This window comes from Sodalis sp. RH21, assembly GCF_047324175.1.
Lineage (GTDB): Bacteria > Pseudomonadota > Gammaproteobacteria > Enterobacterales > Enterobacteriaceae > Acerihabitans.
Window position 1 is genome coordinate 556111 of sequence record NZ_CP178732.1, and the last position, 17101, is coordinate 573211.

Below are 17101 nucleotides of genomic sequence, written 5' to 3' on the forward strand. Positions count from 1 at the left end.
AGTAGATCAAACCATTGACCTTGCCCCCGGCTTTATACCGGGGGCTAAACATCGAGCAGCCTACTTAGCCCGACTTCTCCCAGTCAGCTTCTCCCTGAGCGCCAGCCCCTGTATCACCTGTTCCAGCTCCCGCCGCGACTGAGCCGACAGCCGATCGGTTTGCTGCAACACTTCGTTCATCAGCGCGCTGGGCTGGGTGGTGATCACCAGGCAACTGTCCATTACCCGAACTGCCGGCGATGTCCCCACCAAAAAAACCGCCTCCTTAAGCCATTTACCCTTCAGCTTGACCTGGGGATGGCGGTAGGAATCCGTAACATACCGACCATGCTATGGCGTAAGGCTCGGGATAGCACGGGGTCTGACTTACTATGCGAATCAGACATAATCAACTCTTAACTAGCTGGTGGTGAAAAGATATCAAAAACAGGCAATTACACAGTCTAAATCACGGGTCCGGTCCGGTAGGACTATTTAGCCTGCGATCCGGAACTGAATGTCACCGTTATTTAGGAAACACGTCTTCGTAAAGAGGCTCAAATCAAGTGGATTTGGCAACCTGACATCTTTAAGATCGGGGCATGGTTTCACCAGCGGATCATATTTGCGATCAATCTGGGCGATAAAGACAAAGATTAACCCTCGATCGCACGCAAATGCTTTTATCGAGCGAACTTGAACCATCAATTCCGGATTTTCACGCTTCTGATCGAGCAGTTGCAGATAGTCTACGACCACTAATGTCCCTGGGCGCGCTGTGGCCAGCCTCTTGATGATATAATCCGCGCTTATATTGTCGGAGTTATCGAACTCAAATAGACCGACAAAATTTTCCCGCTCCACGCCGATGGCCTGGAAACGTTCCAGAACTTCCTTTTCCGTATATTCCAGGGTAAAGAATACTCCTCGATTGCCTGACTTCATGGCTTCCACGGCAAGTTCAAGACTCATCAGGGTTTTGCCTTGGCCCGGCCGCGCGCCGACCAGAACCATGTCGCCCGGAACTAACCTAGGAAATAGCTTTGCAGAGGGCGCGGCTTCAGACGTTTTAGCGGCAAGCAAGCTCCAGCCGTCGAAGCCTTCCTGCACAGCAATTCGATTAAGTGCTTCATGCAGCGGGATATTGCCTTCACGGGATAAAATCTTCGCTTTACGCTTTAAGTGGTAAATAGGTGCAGTGAGTTGCATATCGAGAACCTTCCATTACGAGCATTTATCACAATCCCTCCTTATGTTTGGTGCTCGAACAGTTGGTTCGATAATCAAATTGCCCTGCATGAAATATACTTTCCCAATGGAGGGGGGAGGCGTGGGCCGCGCCTGTATCGGACTATAACCTAATACATGCGGAGGGAAAATAGCTAACCCCGTAATGTAGCGGTCAACTATTTCCCGACAGTAAAATAGACATACGCCATTTGCCGGTACAAACCGGCTGCTTGTTGATACGGGTCGGCTGGCGCCGCCACGAATGCCGCCTGGTCCCCGGCGCTTTGCACTCAGGAAACCTTGATGACCACTTTGCCGAACGCGCCGCGGGCCAGGTGTTGGTAGGCCTGGCGCGCTTCTTCGAATGAATAGATCTGGTCGATCACCGGCCGGATTGCATGCTGGCTTAGATAGGCATTCATGCGATCGAAGGACGAACGAGGGGCCACTGCGATTCCGCGAATGGTTGTTTGCCGGAATATCAGCGGCATCAGGTTAAGCGTGGTGGTCTGTCCGGTCAGGAAACCGATTTGTGCAATACGCCCTGCGGCCTTGGTAGCCGCGATGGACTGGTTCAGGCCTTCACCGCCCGCAACGTCGAGCAGGAGATCTACACCCTTGCCCTCGGTGAGCCGCAGAACTTCTTCTTCCCAGCGAGGGAAGGTCCGATAGTTCACGCCAGCGACTGCCCCGAGCTTCTTCGCCGCTTCCAGATTTTCGTCTTTGCTGGAGGTGACGATCGCCTTGGCGCCAAGCGCCGTCGCAAGCTGCACCGCGAAGATCGATACACCGCCGGTACCCTGCACGAGCACGGTTTGGCCTGCCTGAACCTGGCCGTAGTCCACCAACGAATACCAGGCCGTCAGTGCAGCGATCGGCAGAGTCGAGGCTTCCTCATCAGACAAGTTGTCAGGAACGCGAACCGCGCTTTCCTCATGGATGATCATGTATTCGGCCAGACCGCCTGGCAGCGGGGAGCCGAAGCAATAGTCGGGCTCATTTGGCCCAGGCTCGCCATCAAGCCAGCGCGAATAAAGGTGCGAGTTGACTCGGTCACCGACTTTGAATCGGTTTACGCCGTCGCCGAGCGCGACAACGGTGCCGGCAACGTCGCTCACCGGGATTAGTGGTTTTGGCACCCTGTGCGGTTCGTAGATGCCATCGACGATGGCCTTGTCGCGGAAGTTCAGTGAAACGGCGCCGACCTTCACCAGCAACTCGCCGGCTTGGGGTTTGGGGGTGGGCGTATCGCCAAGTACCAGATTGTCGAGACCGAAATTTTTCAAAAGCCATGCTTTCATTGCATATCTCCAGGCGGATGGGAAACCTACTGGCGATATTATTCAGCAGTTGTGGGGTTCGATAAATGCGTGGGCCGGCACAGGAGTGTTATAGTTGGCGGCAACAATACCATTTTTTCCAGCCCTCATACGGAAACAATTCCCGGCAGGCAAGCGAGGACGTTATGGAGCTGCTCCAGGCAATTCAGGTGTTCGCCAGCGTGGCGGAACTGGGAAGTTTCACTAAAACGGCCTACGCCATGCGGGTCGGGCGCCCGCAGGTCACTCGCGCCATCCAGCAACTGGAAACATCCTTAGGCGTGCGGCTATTCCAGCGCACCACCCGAAAGGTGCGGCTCACTTCTGAAGGGGAGCGGTTCTACGAACGAGTGAAAGATATACTGGGCAAAGTCGCCGAGGCCACTTCGATGTTCGGACACGCCGGCACCGTCATGCGTGGACGGTTGCGTGTCGACATTCCTACGGCATTCGCGCAGCCCGGACTTATCGATAGCCTTCGTGATTTCACCGTTCTCTATCCGGAAATAGAATTGACACTCGGGGTCACGGATAGAATCGTAGATCTGGTGGCGGAGGGAGTGGACTGCGTATTGCGCATTGGCGAGCTGCCCAGTTCGAGCCTGGTTGCCCGCCGCATCGGTCAAGCCATCATGGTAACCTGCGCGTCTCCCAGGTACCTTCAAGATCATGGCGAACCAAAGACGCTGGACGATCTGAATACACACCGGGGAGTCACTTTTCTCTCCGGGCAGAACAAACGCTCGCGGCCTTGGCTGTTTCTCGATGGCGGTGAAGATCAAACGTATATCAGTCGCCGCGGTATTAGCGTCGATGAGTCTAACGCCTACGTGGAATGCGGCGTAGCCGGGTTCGGCATTTTGCAGGCGCCAGGCATTACCCTCGATCGCCACCTTGCAGACGGGTCGCTGGTCGAAGTGCTTCGTGCCTATCGTCCGCGTCCTCGGCCGGTATCAGTGGTATACCCAAGCCGATCTCACTTGGCACCGCAGGTCCATGTCTTCGTCGAGTGGATGCGTGAGCAATTCCCTATGCTCTACGGTCGTTGGCTGGAAAGTTAGCGCTCCGGATTTCTAGGCTTTTCCCCCCTGTCGTACCTCTAACGCCTACCGGACAAGCCCGAGGCAAGCAGCCGCCAGCATCAATGCAACGGTTTCCCGCCACGCGCGTCCGCTGCGACCTCACGCCTTCATTGCCTCAATGATGGCTCTAAGCCCCGCCGATTGATGCTTGCGGCTTGGGAAATAGAGAAACAGGCTTTCGTCGACGGTACACCAGTCTTCAAGGCAGCGTTGGAGCCGGCCATCGCGAAGATACGGCGCAGCGCGGTCCTCCCATATGTATGCCAGGCCCAGCCCGCGCGCCGCGGCATCCGCCATCAATTCCTGGCTATCGGCCGTCAGGGGGCCGGCTACCTCGACCTTCACCATTTCTCCGTCCTTTACGAACTCCCAATTCAAAATCTTCCCGCTGGGAAACGCATATCGAATGCAAGCATGGTCATGCAGATCGTGCGGCGTCACGGGAGCTCGATTCTTCTCGAAATAGTTCGGTGAACCGACGACGGCGAATCGGAATCTCGGCCTGATGCGAACCGCGATCATGTCCTGCGACAGGCGTTCGCCGAAGCGGATTCCGGCATCGAAACCTTCCTGCACGATATCGACCAGCGAATCGGTGGCGACGACTTCCAGCTTCAGCCCGGCATTGCTTGCCAGTACTTCCATCGCCTCGCCCAGAATGTATGGCGCAATCGAGTTTGGAACATTGATTCTGATGGTGCCGAACGGCGTGGCGCGAAAGGAGTTCAATCCGTCCAGGGCGGTTCGCATGCCGGCCAGCGCGGGCTGCAACCGGGTGTACAACGCTTCTCCGGCTTCCGTCAGGGACACGCTGCGCGTGGTGCGATGAAACAGGCGCACCCCCACACGGGTTTCGAGGCTACGTATCGAATGACTCACCGCCGAAGCGGACGTACCTCGTTCGGTGGCGGCCTGGCGGAAGCTCAGGTGCTTCGCCACCGACGCAAACACGGTCAGTTCGGCGAGTTCGGCGGTTTCCATTGATGAACCTCATTCATCATCGTGTGAACTATTGACTACTTTATCATATCAATTAAAAACTTCAGAATAGCGTTTAAGAAATGAGCGGAAAATGCTTTCCCTCGTTCAAAGGTCTAACGCTTGAAATCTGGAGAAATAAATGAACATCAAAGTCTCTTCTCAAACCCTTTCCGGGAAAGTGGCGCTGGTTACGGGGGCAAGTTCCGGTATCGGCCGCGCCGCAGCCATCGAACTGGCCCGCCGTGGCGCCAAAGTCGTCGCCAGCGCGCGCCGCCGCTCAGAAATCGAGACACTTGTCGCCGAGATCAAGAACGAAGGCTACGAAGCAACAGCCGCCGTTGCCGACATTAACGTCGAACAGGATGTGATCGATCTGGTCGCCACGACGATCTCGACCTATGGCCGGATCGATGTGGCTTTCAACAATGCGGGCACCGAAGGCGAATTCACGCCGTTCGTCGACCAGACGAATGAAGTCTACGACACGATATTCAACGCCAATGTCCGCGGCGTCTTCTGGTCGATGAAGTACGAAGCGAAAGCCATGCTGGCGCAAGGCGGCGGCACCATCATCAACAATGCGTCGATGGGCGGCGTGATCGGCTTCGCCAACGCCGGCCTCTACATCGCCAGCAAGCATGCGGTGCTGGGCCTGACCAAGACCGCATCGATCGAACTGTTCAAGCAGGGCGTGCGCGTCAACGCCGTGAATCCCGGCATCATCGACACACCGTTCCAGGACCGCATCTGGCCGAGCACCGAAGCGAAGGATGCTTTCGCGGCCTCGACGGTTCCCGGCCGGGCGGGTTCGCCGGAAGAGGTCGCGACCGTCGTGGCGTTCCTTGCATCCGATGACGCTTCGTTCGTGTCGGGCCACGGCCTGCTGGTTGATGCCGGTTATTCGATCGCCTGATCGAAAACGATGCTGGTACAGATCCTGCGGTTAGCGCATGGGGACACCGTCTCGGCGCTCTGGGCGAACCCTCCCGCGCCGGGACAGGCAACATCAATTACTACCTTCAAAGTACCAGCCTTCTCCGCGCTCGGCGAGACCGCATGACCCTGCGAAAGCAGTTCCAGGTCGATCTGTGAGCGCCTCAACCCTTGGAGTTCCGAATATGGTCCAGACCAGATACGCATTCATCATCAAGGCACCCGGCTATCGCCGTAACACGCACGCGGCGCACATGGCGTCGCCCGCGTTCGACGCCGAATTCATCGGTGTGGAAGACGTTGAAGAGGCAATGGCCGCCGCCGAGGCGCTCATCGCTGCCGGCACTCAGGTTATCGAGCTGTGCGGTGGCTTTTCGGCGCAGGAGGCGACCCTGTTGCGGCGCCGTTTTCCGGACTGCGGCATCGGCCGGGTGACTTACCCGTAAGGGTATCCCGCTTGGCGGGCAGTCTTTTCCATCAACCTTATTCCGATTGGAGATACACCATGAAATACAAGACGTTGGGCAACACCGGCCTGCTCGTTTCCCGCCTGTGCCTGGGCACCATGACGTTTGGCGACGGCAGCGGCATCTACAAGCACATCGGCGCCGCCGGCCAGAAAGAAGCTGACAATCTCGTGAAAGCCGCGCTGGAGACGGGCGTCAATTTCTTCGACACCGCCGATGTCTACTCCGACGGCGTCAGCGAACAGGTGCTGGGCCAGGCTTTCAAGAACCTCGGCATCGCCCGCCGGGACTACGTGCTGGCAACCAAGGTCTATAGCCGCATGGGTCAAGGGCGCAATGATGTGGGCGCTTCGCGCGGTCACATTATGGATGCGGTCGAGGCGAGCCTGAAGCGCCTTCAGACCGATCACATCGACTTATACCAGATCCACGCCAACGACGCGATTACGCCGATTGAGGAAACACTGCGTGCGCTCGATGATCTGGTCCGCCAAGGCAAGGTCCGCTACATCGGCGTCTCGAATTGGCAGGCTTGGAAGATCGCCCGCTCGCTCGGCATTTCCGAGCACAAGAACCTGTCCCGCTTCGATACTTTGCAGGCTTATTATTCCATCGCCGGCCGCGACCTCGAACGCGAAATTTCCCCGTTGCTGGAAGCTGAAAAAATGGGGCTGCTGGTCTGGAGTCCTCTGGCTGGCGGCCTGCTTTCCGGCAAGTTCACCCGCGGCAACCAGAAGCCGGGCGATTCGCGCCGCTCCGAATTCGATTTCCCGATCGTCGACCGGGAGCGGGCCTGGAACATCATCGACGTGATGGCGCCCATCGCCGAATCGCATGGTTGCAGTCCGGCGCGTGTCGCCCTCGCCTGGTTGCTGTCCCGCCCATTCGTCACTTCGGTGATCATGGGCGCCAAGCGCATCGACCAATTGCAGGACAACCTTGCCGCCATCGATCTGCAACTGAGCGTTGACGAACTGCGCAAACTGGACGAAGTCAGCACCCTGCCGCCCGAATACCCGGGTTGGATGCTGGGCACCCAAGGCGCCGATCGTCTTGGCCCCGCCGATCTGTGGTCGAATGCTTCCGCCTCGTGAGGCGGCGCGTCATCGCCAACCTATGGGAGCGCGGAGCCCGGGGATATAGCGCCGTTCCTTGGATACGAGATGATGGCCATGCGCCGCGTGCGATTCCCCCCTTGGCTGGAACCGCGCGCCGTCCTAAAGCGCCACAGCGACGAGCGCCAATGCAAGCAAACACCTGTGGCGAGCGGCCAAGCGGACTCGCTCGCCCGCTTTATTCTCTGGTTATAAGAATAAAAACGAACGGCAAAATATCGAACAGGCTTTTACTACCATATGCGGTATATCAGGCCATTCAGAAATATGCGCCTATCGAGTATTTTGTTATGGTGGAACAGGCTATAGCGCTCAATACTATGCAAATACTGCCTCTTGCGACCATCCAGCGCAGAATGGCGGCGGATAATGCTTTAATTACCGCTTCCTATGCGACGCCCCGAATAGCCGATATCCAGCAGGATGACGCGATGGCTCAGCAGGATCTATCCCCGATAATTCAACACATGTTGCTGTTCTATGGCCAGGATTTACGGATGTTGACCGCGCCGGCAGTTCCAAATAGCGATCGCGAAAAAATTTGTGGGATGGCCATTGATTTGTATGAGCGGGCGCCGATACTGCCGGCATACGATCCGCGAGAGTATTGAGAATGATGCTAACAAGTTGAATTGATACGCTACCGGCCGGTGGCGTCAAAAAAGCTGGCCGTTACATTCAAAAAAAGCGTTAATGGGTAAGATAATACTTATATTAAATGCTGGAATAATAAATCCTCTCCCTAAGTAAACTCCTTATTTATTAATGCCATGACCCGAAAAAGATATTTTTTGGATAAAAATCCCTTATGCTTTTATCCTTTTCAACGGAAATACCGCACGAACCGCTCCCATTCTAACTCTCTGTTTTTGATCTGATTTTTCAGCCGCCGCCATAAAGTTTTGTCAAGGTTTACCGATAACCAGTGAAACTCCGATAAGCCGTTTTACAGGGAGTGAGCAATATTGGGTTGTAACGGATGAACAGCTAAGAACGCATAAATCATCTCAGATTTTGACTGGGCATGAGTGGTGCGACGAATTTTTCACGTTCCCCCCATCCTGCATGCTCTCCACCCATATGCCCGGAAGTCGGCATATAAATAATTAACAGGAGCAAGATCATGGGTTTTCTAAAAAATACCAGTATCAGAGTTATACTATTAATAACGCTTGGTTTTTTTTTGGTACTCTGGGGTGGGGTGTCGGCGTTTACCCTCTCCTCGCTTAACCAGGTAACTCATTTATTAGCCATCAGCGAAGACCAGAAAAAAGATATTGATATAATTACGCATGGTAACGATCAGTATTTCCGTACCGTTACCCGGTTGTCCAGGGCGATGGACTATGTGCAGACCGGCGAAATAGCGGATGCCGATAAGGTGATGTCCACCGCCTCCGCGGCGATGAAAAGCACCGCAGATGCGCTGGCCGAGTTCAAAGCGCGTCCGCACCCTTCCATTGACAGCGCCATAACCGACGGGCTGGTCAACAGCTGGTCGCAGCTGATAAGCCAGGGTTTGGAACCGCTATACAAAGCGGCGCAGTCCAAAAACATGGATGAATATCGTCAAATTTACCGGACGCAGTCCCCGCCGTTCAGCGTCGCCTTTGGGGCCGCCATGGAAAAATTTAAAACCGCGTCCATGACGGATGACAGCGCCCGGCAGGTGGCGGTGCTGGTCGCTCTGTGCAAAGACATATTGATCGCGGCCCTGATCGCCGGACTGGCTATTTTAACTCTGACGGACAGATATCTGGTCAGTTATATGATTAAACCCCTGGATCGGATTAAAGTCATCTTACACACGCTGTCTTCCGGGCATCTGGGCGAGACGATTGCCGATGCGGGACGTAATAACGTCGGACTGTTAATCCCCTATTTACAGGAAGTGCAGCAGAATTTGATCCGTACGGTAAGCGCCATTCGCGACGGTTCGGCCTCCATTTACCAGGGCGCGGGTGAAATCAGCCAGGGTAATACCGATCTTTCCTCACGCACCGAGCAGCAGGCCGCGGCGTTGGAAGAGACGGCGGCCAGCATGGAACAATTAAGCGCTACGGTAAAACAAAACACCGAGAATGTCTTTCAGGCCAATAAAATGGTGCAGGACGCCGCCAATACCGCCAGAAAGGGCGGTGAAATCGTTGATGAAGTGGTGGAAAGCATGAGTAGTATTACCACCAGTTCGAAAAAAATCGCCGATATTACCGGAGTGATCAACGGCATTGCCTTCCAGACCAATATCCTGGCGCTGAACGCGGCGGTGGAAGCGGCCAGGGCCGGGGAACAGGGCCGGGGGTTCGCGGTGGTGGCGGGGGAAGTACGCAGCCTGGCGCAGCGCAGCGCACAGGCGGCGAAAGAAATAGAAGGGCTGATCGCCGAATCGGTGGAGCGGGTCACTACCGGCTCGCAGCAGGCTTCCCGTGCCGGTGAAACCATGCATAATATTGTGCAGGCGGTAACCCGGGTAACGGATTTAATGGGCGAGATTTCGTCGGCGTCGGAAGAACAGAGCCGGGGTATTAGCCAGGTGGGCAACGCCGTGTCGGAAATGGATGGGGTCACCCAGCAAAATGCGGCGCTGGTGCAGGAGTCCGCGGCGGCGGCGGCCTCGCTGGAAGAACAGGCGCGCCGGCTTACGGAGACCGTGTCGGTGTTTCAACTGCCGGGCGGAGAACAACGCCTTGATAGCAGCCCCTCGATTAATTCACGCTCATTGATCCGGCCGGCGACGCCGGCAGCCGCCGCGGCGGGCGGAGAAAAACTTAACGAAAACTGGGAAACGTTCTAGCCTGAAGGTCTGCGCGCGCGGATTTCGACATAAAACCGATCTTTTCCTTTTGGTTGGCCCCCGTTCCTTTAATCAGGGAGCGGGGGCCAACGCTTTATGCGCCTCATGCGGCGGCAACCTGCGGTCCGCGGCCAATTCATCGCCGGCGATCCTGCCGGCTATTTGCCTTAGCGCCGGTGAAAACACCGTATGCAGGCATGTCTGCCGCGCCGTAACGTTACTGACATAAAACCATCGAATACTGCTTTTTATTTAGCGCGGATAATAAAAAGATGTCGGTTATCGATCGAGTGGTGAGATTCGCCCAAACGCCGCGGCCGCGGCTGAGCCGTATTACCCCGCCGGGGTGGATGACCAGCCTGCGCGGCGGGTTCATGCTGTTCCTGCTGGTGTTTTGTTTGCTGCAATGCGCGTCGATGGCGCTGCTGACGCGGTTGGTCGCCCAGACCAAAGACAACGTGACTATCGTGCATGGCATGGCGGAGCGTCAGGCATTAATGAATAAATCCCGCATAGAATTGTTGACCGCCAGCGATAATATCAATCGTGCCGGCATCTATTTTATGCAGGATAAACAGAGCGGTTCCGTCGACAGTTGGCAGGCGCTGGCCGATAGCGCCGATGTGTCATTAAAAACCGCCAAGGCATTTTTTTCAGACTACCAAAAGCTTGCCGATACCCATGACCAGGACGGCGCCCTGCAACAAAATTTTACGCTGGTGTTCGACGGGCTCAACGAACAGCTAAAAGGCCTGCGCGGCGATAATCTCGATTCTTTTTTTATGGTTCCCATTCAGGCATTCCAGGAACAGTTTAACGCCGCGTTTTATCAGGCCCTGAACCAGGATAACGCCGCTGCGGGACGTTTTAACCAATCTATTTTGTCCTCCCTCACCGCCAACCGTAATTTGTCCCTCGGTATCTCCGCTTTGCTGGCATCGCTGCTGGCGCTGGCCTGCGTAGTGCTGTCGTATGCCGTGATCGCGCCGCTTAATCGCGCCCTGCGCCATATGGCGCACATTGCCACCGGCAATATCGCCGAACCTTTGTCGCACTCTCGCTGGCAGTCGCGGGAAATCCGGTGGTTAAACCAGGGCATCGGCGAAATGCAGCTGGGTTTGCAGCATATCGTCAAAGAGATTAACGAAGTTTCTTCCCTGGTCATGCACGGCGCGGGAGATATCGCCCGGCATAATCAGCGCTATAGCCAATATACCCAGCAGCAGATGCAGGCCTTCGAAGCCATCAGCCATAAACTCAACGGCGTGGCGCAGGAGGCGGAAAATGGCGCGAGCTTTGCCGGCGACGCTACCCGGCAAATGGGCGAAACGGAAGCCCTGACCCGCCATTGCGGGGAAATGGTGACGGAAGTCGACCAAAAAATGCATGAGATCGTGGCGGAATCCGAAAAAATCGCCGGTATTGTCACCTTTCTGGAAGGTATTTCCATGCAAACCAAACTGCTGTCGCTGAACGCGGCCATTGAGTCCGCCCATGCCGGGGCCTTTGGCCATACGTTTTCCGTCGTGGCCAGGGAAATGGCCCTGCTGTCGCAAAAAAGCGGCAGTTCGACGCGGGATATCGATGCGCTGGTTCATTCCACCCATCAGCATATCGATAGCGGCTTCAGCCGGGTTAAAGCGCTGGATGCGTTTTACCACGATATCATCCGGGCGGTGCGGGGCGTGGCCGCGGTGCTGGGCGAGTTGCAATTAAATGCGACGTTGCAAAGCGATCGGGTCAATGCCATTGCCGGCGAAATACAGCGGTTAAATGAGCAAATCCATCAAAGCACCCACCTTACAGTCGCCTGCGCCGAGGCGTCCGCCTCGCTGATCGGCCATTCCCAGCGGCTGCGGTTAAGCGTCAGCAAATTCGCCCTGGACCAACGGCGCTGACCCAACAACGCCGGCGGCGAACCTGGCCGCACCCGCGGGCTGGTCAATGCCATTAGGTTGCCGTATGTTATTCCATACAATAGCCGGTTTATCGATGAGGCGGTCATTGGCCGCCCCATCGCGGATCATGAGGAAATAACATGAGCCCAACGTCTCCTGTTCGTATTGCGGTTATCGATGATTGGCAGTCGGTGGCCCAAGGCGCCGCCGATTGGTCGGCGCTGGCGTCCGTCGGCACCGTGGATTTTTTAGCGGATTACCCCGCGCCTACCGCGCAGATGGTAGCGCGCCTGCAACCTTATACGGTGATTTGCGCCATGCGCGAACGCACCCCGTTCGACCGGGCATTGCTCAGCCAACTGCCGCAGTTGAAACTGCTGGTGACCAGCGGCATGCGCAACGCCGCCATTGACCTAGATGCCGCGGCGGCGCTGGGCATCCAGGTGTGCGGTACCGGGGGCGATGGGTATGCGGCGCCCGAGCTGACCTGGGCGCTGATTATGGCGCTGGCCCGCAATGTACTCGACGAGGCCAACTCGCTGCGCGGCGGCGGCTGGCAGCGTACCCTGGGGCGCGGGCTGCATGGCCAGACGCTGGGCATCCTCGGCTTGGGCAAGATCGGCCAGAAGGTCGCCGGCTACGGCCAGGCCTTCGGCATGCATACCATCGCCTGGAGCGAGAACCTGACCGCCGAACGGGCGGCCCTGTCAGGGGTGACCTATGTCAGCCGGCAGGAATTATTCGAACGCTCGGATATATTGTCCATCCACCTGATATTAAGCGGGCGCAGCCGCGGCCTGGTCGATGCCGCATCGCTGGCGGCGATGAAACCCACGGCCTTGCTGGTAAATACGGCGCGCGGCCCGATTGTGGATGAAACGGCGCTGGTCGCGGCGCTGCGCGAGCGGCGTATCGCGGGCGCGGCGCTGGATGTGTTCGGGCAGGAACCGCTGCCGGCCGATCACCCGCTGCGCACGCTGGATAACGTGCTGGCCACGCCGCATATCGGCTATGTCACGCAGCAAAGTTATGCCCTGTTCTTTAGCCAGATGATTGAGGATATCCTTGCCTGGCACGCCGATCGGCCGGTCAGGGTCATGGCATAAGGCGGCCGCGGCCGCCCATTTCTGCTTAAGCGGGGATAATCCGTTCCGCCTTCAGCCGGTCAAACAGCTCGATAAAAGCATCGAGCGTGTTTTGATAGCCGGTAAATCCGGCTTTGCGGCTTTTGCTCATGTCGGTGATAATCTCCATCGGCCGGCCGAGGTCGGCGTCCGTATGCCACCAGGAGGCCAGTTTGCCGATATCGGCCTCTCGCAGGGCACAGCGTTCGGCGATGGCGCGCCACTGCGCCGGCGCGTCCCGCATACGCCCTTCCAGCGGCAGCGTTTCGCCGGGGAACGGCGCCGCGTCCAGGCCAAAGTAGTCCGCCAGCCGCGGCCACATCCACTGCCAGCGGAACACATCCCCGTTCACGACGTTAAAGTCCTGATCCCGGCCCTGGCTATGGGTGGCGGCCCATTGCAGATGGCGGGCGAGCAGCCGGGCGTCGGTCATATCGGTTACGCTATGCCACTGGGCGGCCGACCCGGGAAAAATAAAGGGCTGGCCGTTTTGTTTGCATAAGGCGGCGTAAACCGCCAGGGTCACGCCCATATTCATGGCATTGCCGATGGCATAGCCGATAATGGTATGCGGGCGGTGGACGCTCCAGGTGAACCCATAACGGTCGGCGGCGGCGAACAGCCGGTCTTCCTGCTCGTAATAAAAATTGTCCACCGGCAGCCGTCCTTGTTCCTCGCGAAAGGGCGTCGCGGGAACGTTGCCCTTGCCGTAGGCTTCAAACGGCCCGAGGTAATGTTTAAGGCCGGTCACCAGCGCCACGTGGCCGTGTTCGAGCGAGCCGCCCAAGGCGTTGAGCACGTTGCTGACCATGGCGCCGTTGACGCGGATATTCTCTTTTTCCGACTCCTGGCGCGCCCAGGCGGCAAGAAATACCCGGTCCACCTTAAGATCTTTTAACGCCGCGGCCACCGACCGTTCGTCGGCCAGATCGGCAATGATGGATGCGCATCCGGCGGGCACCGCCGTTTTGCCCCGCGACAGGCCGTACACCTGCCAGCCATCGTCCAATAATCTTTCCGCCAGCGCGCTGCCGATTACGCCGCTGACGCCGACGATCAATGCCCGATGTTGCATGTTTTTTGTCTCCGCTATCAAATCCTGGCCTTCAGCATAAACTGGAAATAAATTCTTATCGCGGCTATTATTTCCACCAATTAGGTATTTTTTGTCCGATATAACATGAACCCCACTGAACGCCTGAAAGGCCTGACCCCATTTGTGACGGCGGCCAGGAGCGGCAGCTTTGCGGCGGCGGCCGGAGAGCTGAACCTTACCAGCTCGGCCATCGGCAAAAGCGTGGCGCGCCTGGAGCAACGCCTCGGTACCCGGTTATTTGAACGAACGACGCGCCGGTTGAAGCTGACCGATGCCGGACAGGCTTTCTATGAAACCTGTACCCGGGTGTTAAACGATCTGGCCGACGCGGAGGCGGTGCTGGCGTCCCATGCCCAAACCCCCATGGGGCGGCTGCGTATCGACCTGCCTGCGTCTTTCGGGCGGCTGGTGGTGATGCCGGTGCTCATTGATTTTTGCCAGCGGCATCCCTATTTGTGCCCGCATATTACCTTTACCGACCGCTTTGTGGATCTGATTGACGAAGGCGTGGATGTCGCGGTGCGCATCGGCGGCGTCAATAATTTGCCCGCCGCCATCGGCTATCACTATCTCGGCACCGAACGGTTGATTTTCTGCGCGGCGCCCTCCTATTTGGCGCGCCGTGGGGCGCCGACGGCCATCGACCGGCTCAGCGGGCATGATTGCGTGGTCTACGGCAAAAGCAACGGCGTGGCCGGCCAATGGTCCGTCTCCACCGGGGAGGGGTATAGCGGGCCGATAGCGGTGCCTCATCGCATGATGTTCAGCGACAGCGAGGCCCAGGTGGCGGCCATCGAGGCGGGAGCGGGTATTGCCCAAATAGCGACCTGGCTGGTGAATAACAGCCTGCGCAGCGGCAAGCTGGCGCATATCCTGACCGAACAGTCGGCGGACGGCCTGCCGTTATATCTTTTGTGGCCAAAAGCCCGGCGGCTGACGCCTAAAATTGATTTGCTGCTGCAGGACCTGACCGAACGCCTCACTATTGTGTAATGGATAATGAGCCGGTGGGGGGGGATTTTTGTCGCGCTTGCCGGCGATACTCCGTCGGCGAGAGGTGTTCATGCAGCCGGAAGTGGTGGCGAAAGGTCGCTTGCGAACTATGGCCGGACATTTCCGCGATTTTGGCTATGGAAAGGGCATCGCCGCCCAGCAATTCCTTGGCGTAATCCAGCCGGCGCAGAGCGAGCCACTGCATTACGGGCATCCCCATGGCCGCCTGGAAATGGCGCTGCAAGGTACGTTCGGACATCATGGCGCGTTTGGCCAGTGAAGATACCGTATGGGCGAGCGGCAGGTGGCCGCTTAGCCAATCCACCAGGGCGGAAATGCGGTTTTCCCCTTGCTCCACCACTTTGGTCTTGGTTAATTGCCGCTGGCCGCCTTCCCGGTGAAAGGGAATGACCAGGCGCTGCGCCACGCTATTCGCCACCCGGTGGCCATAATCGGTTTTAACCAAATGCAGCAGCATATCCAGTCCGGCGGCCGAGCCGGCCGACGTGATGATTTGCCCCTGATCCACATACAGCGCCGCGGGCAGCACCAGGGTATCGGGATAACGCTGGGCCAGCAGGCGGGCGTGGTGCCAATGGGTGGTAACGCTTTTACCGTGCAGTAACCCGGCCGCCGCCAGCACAAACACCCCGGTGCAAATACTGCAAATGCGCGCTCCGCGCCGATAGGCGGCACGGAGGCTTTGCAACAAGCGCTCGCCGGGTATTTCATTAATATCCCGCCAGGCCGGGATAATGATGGTATCCGCGGTTGCCAGCAGGTCCAAATCGGCCTCGATTTCCATGATAATGCCGCCTACGGCCTGGATTCGGTGTTTATCGGCGGTACATACCGAGAAGCGGTACCAATCGACGTTTAATTCCGGGCGCGCCACGGCAAAAAACTCCACCACGCAGCCGAATTCAAAGGTTCTGAGCCGGTCGTAGGCCACCGCGACGACATGATGGCTTTTTTTGGCATGATCTTGACGCATATTGTCCCCTCCTGTTCTATGAAATCCGGCCAAGGCGAGGCCATAATATCCCTATTCCGAGGGAATATAATAGCGAATGAATCGTTGGCGAAGGCGATAGCGCATTGGCGCTTTTTTGCCGCAGGATTTGCGGAATGCGACATGGGTGGGATTGGATGGTATGAAGATAAAAGTTTATATTACGCTGTCGCTCGCCGCTTTTTTCTGGGGCGGGTCGGCGATAGCGGGTAAATATGCCCTGGGAGTATTTATTCCTTCAGTGGTGACCTGGTTACGGTTTGCTATGGCCGCCTTGATATTATTTATTTTTATCGATGATAAAAAAGAACTGCGGCACATTTATTTTATTACTCACCTGCGCATGGCGATCACGGCGCTATTTGGCGTCACGCTATGTTATTATTTTTATTTTAACGGCTTAAATCGCAGTACCGCATTTAACGCCGGCATCATCGAGGCCACTATTCCATTAATTACGCTGGTCATTGCCGCCATGCTCGGTATGGAACGTATCAAATTCTGGCAACTGCTGGGGTTGGTGATAGCTTATTGCGGCGTGGCCATTACCATCAGCGGCGGGAATATCGCGATGATAAAAGATGCTGACTATAATATTGGCGATATATTATTGCTGATTAGTACGTTATGTTTTGGCATCTATAATGTGTTAATCAAAAAATGGGTTATCCCGCTTTCCGGTACGGCACGGATGTTCTTTTTGTTCTTCTACGGCAGCCTGGCTTTCCTGCCCTGGCTGGGTATGGATATCTATCACCAGGTTCCCCTGCGTTATCCGGGCCGGGCAATAACCGCCATTAGCCTCGGTTCCCTGGCATTTATGGCGCTGGGAGGCTCAGTGCTGGCCTATTTATTCTTTAATCAGGGCATTGATCGTATCGGCGCCAGCAAAGCGGCCTCGTTTATCAATCTGGTGCCCTTTATTACGGTTTCCCTGTCGGTGTTTGTGCTGCGGGAACCGGCCGGTTTGAGTCAATGGGCGGGCGCCCTGGTCATTATCGCCGGCGTCATGTTATCTAACCGGGGGAAGGCGCCCGCGCCGGCGATTGCCCCGCAATAACCGAACCGGCTTGCGCCG

15 protein-coding genes and 1 pseudogene are annotated in these 17101 nt (G+C 56.9%); 10 read left to right on the plus strand and 6 right to left on the minus strand.

Annotation, left to right across the window (positions count from 1 at the left end):
• Window positions 1–60: 60 nt before the first annotated feature.
• The 3 genes and pseudogenes from ACL2XP_RS02550 to ACL2XP_RS02560 form a co-directional block, all read right to left on the minus strand.
• Window positions 61–294, minus strand: a pseudogene (locus tag ACL2XP_RS02550) (SymE family type I addiction module toxin); the annotation flags it as partial.
• 180 nt (window positions 295–474) lie between these two features.
• Window positions 475–1188: a DNA helicase gene (locus ACL2XP_RS02555; protein WP_413737013.1), complete on the minus strand. Its 714-nt coding sequence runs from the start codon at window positions 1186–1188 to the stop codon at window positions 475–477.
• 311 nt (window positions 1189–1499) lie between these two features.
• Window positions 1500–2510, minus strand: coding sequence for a zinc-dependent alcohol dehydrogenase family protein (locus tag ACL2XP_RS02560; protein WP_413737014.1), 1011 nt, complete (start codon window positions 2508–2510; stop codon window positions 1500–1502).
• Between the two features lie 164 nt (window positions 2511–2674).
• On the opposite strand from ACL2XP_RS02560, the gene ACL2XP_RS02565 reads away from it, so the two are divergent.
• Window positions 2675–3589, plus strand: a complete 915-nt coding sequence (locus tag ACL2XP_RS02565; RefSeq protein ID WP_413737015.1) for a LysR substrate-binding domain-containing protein — start codon at window positions 2675–2677, stop codon at window positions 3587–3589.
• A 120-nt stretch (window positions 3590–3709) separates the two neighbouring features.
• Here the strand turns inward: ACL2XP_RS02565 and ACL2XP_RS02570 are convergent, their stop codons facing one another.
• The gene (locus ACL2XP_RS02570) at window positions 3710–4591 is read right to left on the minus strand and encodes a LysR family transcriptional regulator (RefSeq protein WP_413737016.1); all 882 of its coding nucleotides are present in this window, start codon (window positions 4589–4591) and stop codon (window positions 3710–3712) included.
• A 139-nt stretch (window positions 4592–4730) separates the two neighbouring features.
• On the opposite strand from ACL2XP_RS02570, the gene ACL2XP_RS02575 reads away from it, so the two are divergent.
• The 7 genes from ACL2XP_RS02575 to ACL2XP_RS02605 all read left to right on the plus strand — a co-directional run bounded on the left by ACL2XP_RS02575 (window position 4731) and on the right by ACL2XP_RS02605 (window position 12904).
• Window positions 4731–5504: an SDR family NAD(P)-dependent oxidoreductase gene (locus tag ACL2XP_RS02575; RefSeq protein WP_413737017.1), complete on the plus strand. Its 774-nt coding sequence runs from the start codon at window positions 4731–4733 to the stop codon at window positions 5502–5504.
• Between the two features lie 205 nt (window positions 5505–5709).
• Window positions 5710–5970, plus strand: a complete 261-nt coding sequence (locus tag ACL2XP_RS02580; protein WP_413737018.1) for a DUF6506 family protein — start codon at window positions 5710–5712, stop codon at window positions 5968–5970.
• Window positions 5971–6029: 59 nt separating this feature from the next.
• Window positions 6030–7085 (plus strand): aldo/keto reductase, encoded by a 1056-nt coding sequence (locus ACL2XP_RS02585; RefSeq protein WP_413737019.1) that lies wholly within the window; start codon window positions 6030–6032, stop codon window positions 7083–7085.
• A 149-nt stretch (window positions 7086–7234) separates the two neighbouring features.
• Complete coding sequence (locus ACL2XP_RS02590) at window positions 7235–7717, plus strand: hypothetical protein (protein ID WP_413737020.1); 483 nt, start codon at window positions 7235–7237, stop codon at window positions 7715–7717.
• 512 nt (window positions 7718–8229) lie between these two features.
• Window positions 8230–9900 carry a methyl-accepting chemotaxis protein gene (locus ACL2XP_RS02595; protein WP_413737021.1) on the plus strand — a complete coding sequence of 557 codons (1671 nt, stop codon included), beginning with the start codon at window positions 8230–8232 and terminating at the stop codon, window positions 9898–9900.
• Between the two features lie 272 nt (window positions 9901–10172).
• The gene (locus tag ACL2XP_RS02600) at window positions 10173–11798 is read left to right on the plus strand and encodes a methyl-accepting chemotaxis protein (protein ID WP_413737022.1); all 1626 of its coding nucleotides are present in this window, start codon (window positions 10173–10175) and stop codon (window positions 11796–11798) included.
• Window positions 11799–11938: 140 nt separating this feature from the next.
• On the plus strand, window positions 11939–12904 hold the full coding sequence (locus ACL2XP_RS02605) for a D-2-hydroxyacid dehydrogenase family protein (RefSeq protein ID WP_413737023.1): 966 nt from the start codon (window positions 11939–11941) through the stop codon (window positions 12902–12904).
• A 25-nt stretch (window positions 12905–12929) separates the two neighbouring features.
• Here ACL2XP_RS02605 and ACL2XP_RS02610 read toward each other — a convergent pair whose 3' ends face one another.
• Window positions 12930–13997: an SDR family oxidoreductase gene (locus ACL2XP_RS02610; protein ID WP_413737024.1), complete on the minus strand. Its 1068-nt coding sequence runs from the start codon at window positions 13995–13997 to the stop codon at window positions 12930–12932.
• 105 nt (window positions 13998–14102) lie between these two features.
• Between ACL2XP_RS02610 and ACL2XP_RS02615 the strand changes: the two genes are divergently transcribed.
• On the plus strand, window positions 14103–15011 hold the full coding sequence (locus ACL2XP_RS02615) for a LysR family transcriptional regulator (RefSeq protein WP_413737025.1): 909 nt from the start codon (window positions 14103–14105) through the stop codon (window positions 15009–15011).
• Here ACL2XP_RS02615 and ftrA read toward each other — a convergent pair.
• A complete protein-coding gene (gene ftrA / locus ACL2XP_RS02620) occupies window positions 15001–16005 on the minus strand; it encodes a transcriptional regulator FtrA (protein ID WP_413737026.1) in 1005 nt (334 codons plus the stop codon). The genes ACL2XP_RS02615 and ftrA overlap by 11 nt on opposite strands.
• Window positions 16006–16165: 160 nt before the next feature.
• On the opposite strand from ftrA, the gene ACL2XP_RS02625 reads away from it, so the two are divergent.
• On the plus strand, window positions 16166–17083 hold the full coding sequence (locus ACL2XP_RS02625; protein ID WP_413737027.1) for a DMT family transporter: 918 nt from the start codon (window positions 16166–16168) through the stop codon (window positions 17081–17083).
• The last annotated feature ends 18 nt before the right edge of the window (window positions 17084–17101 follow it).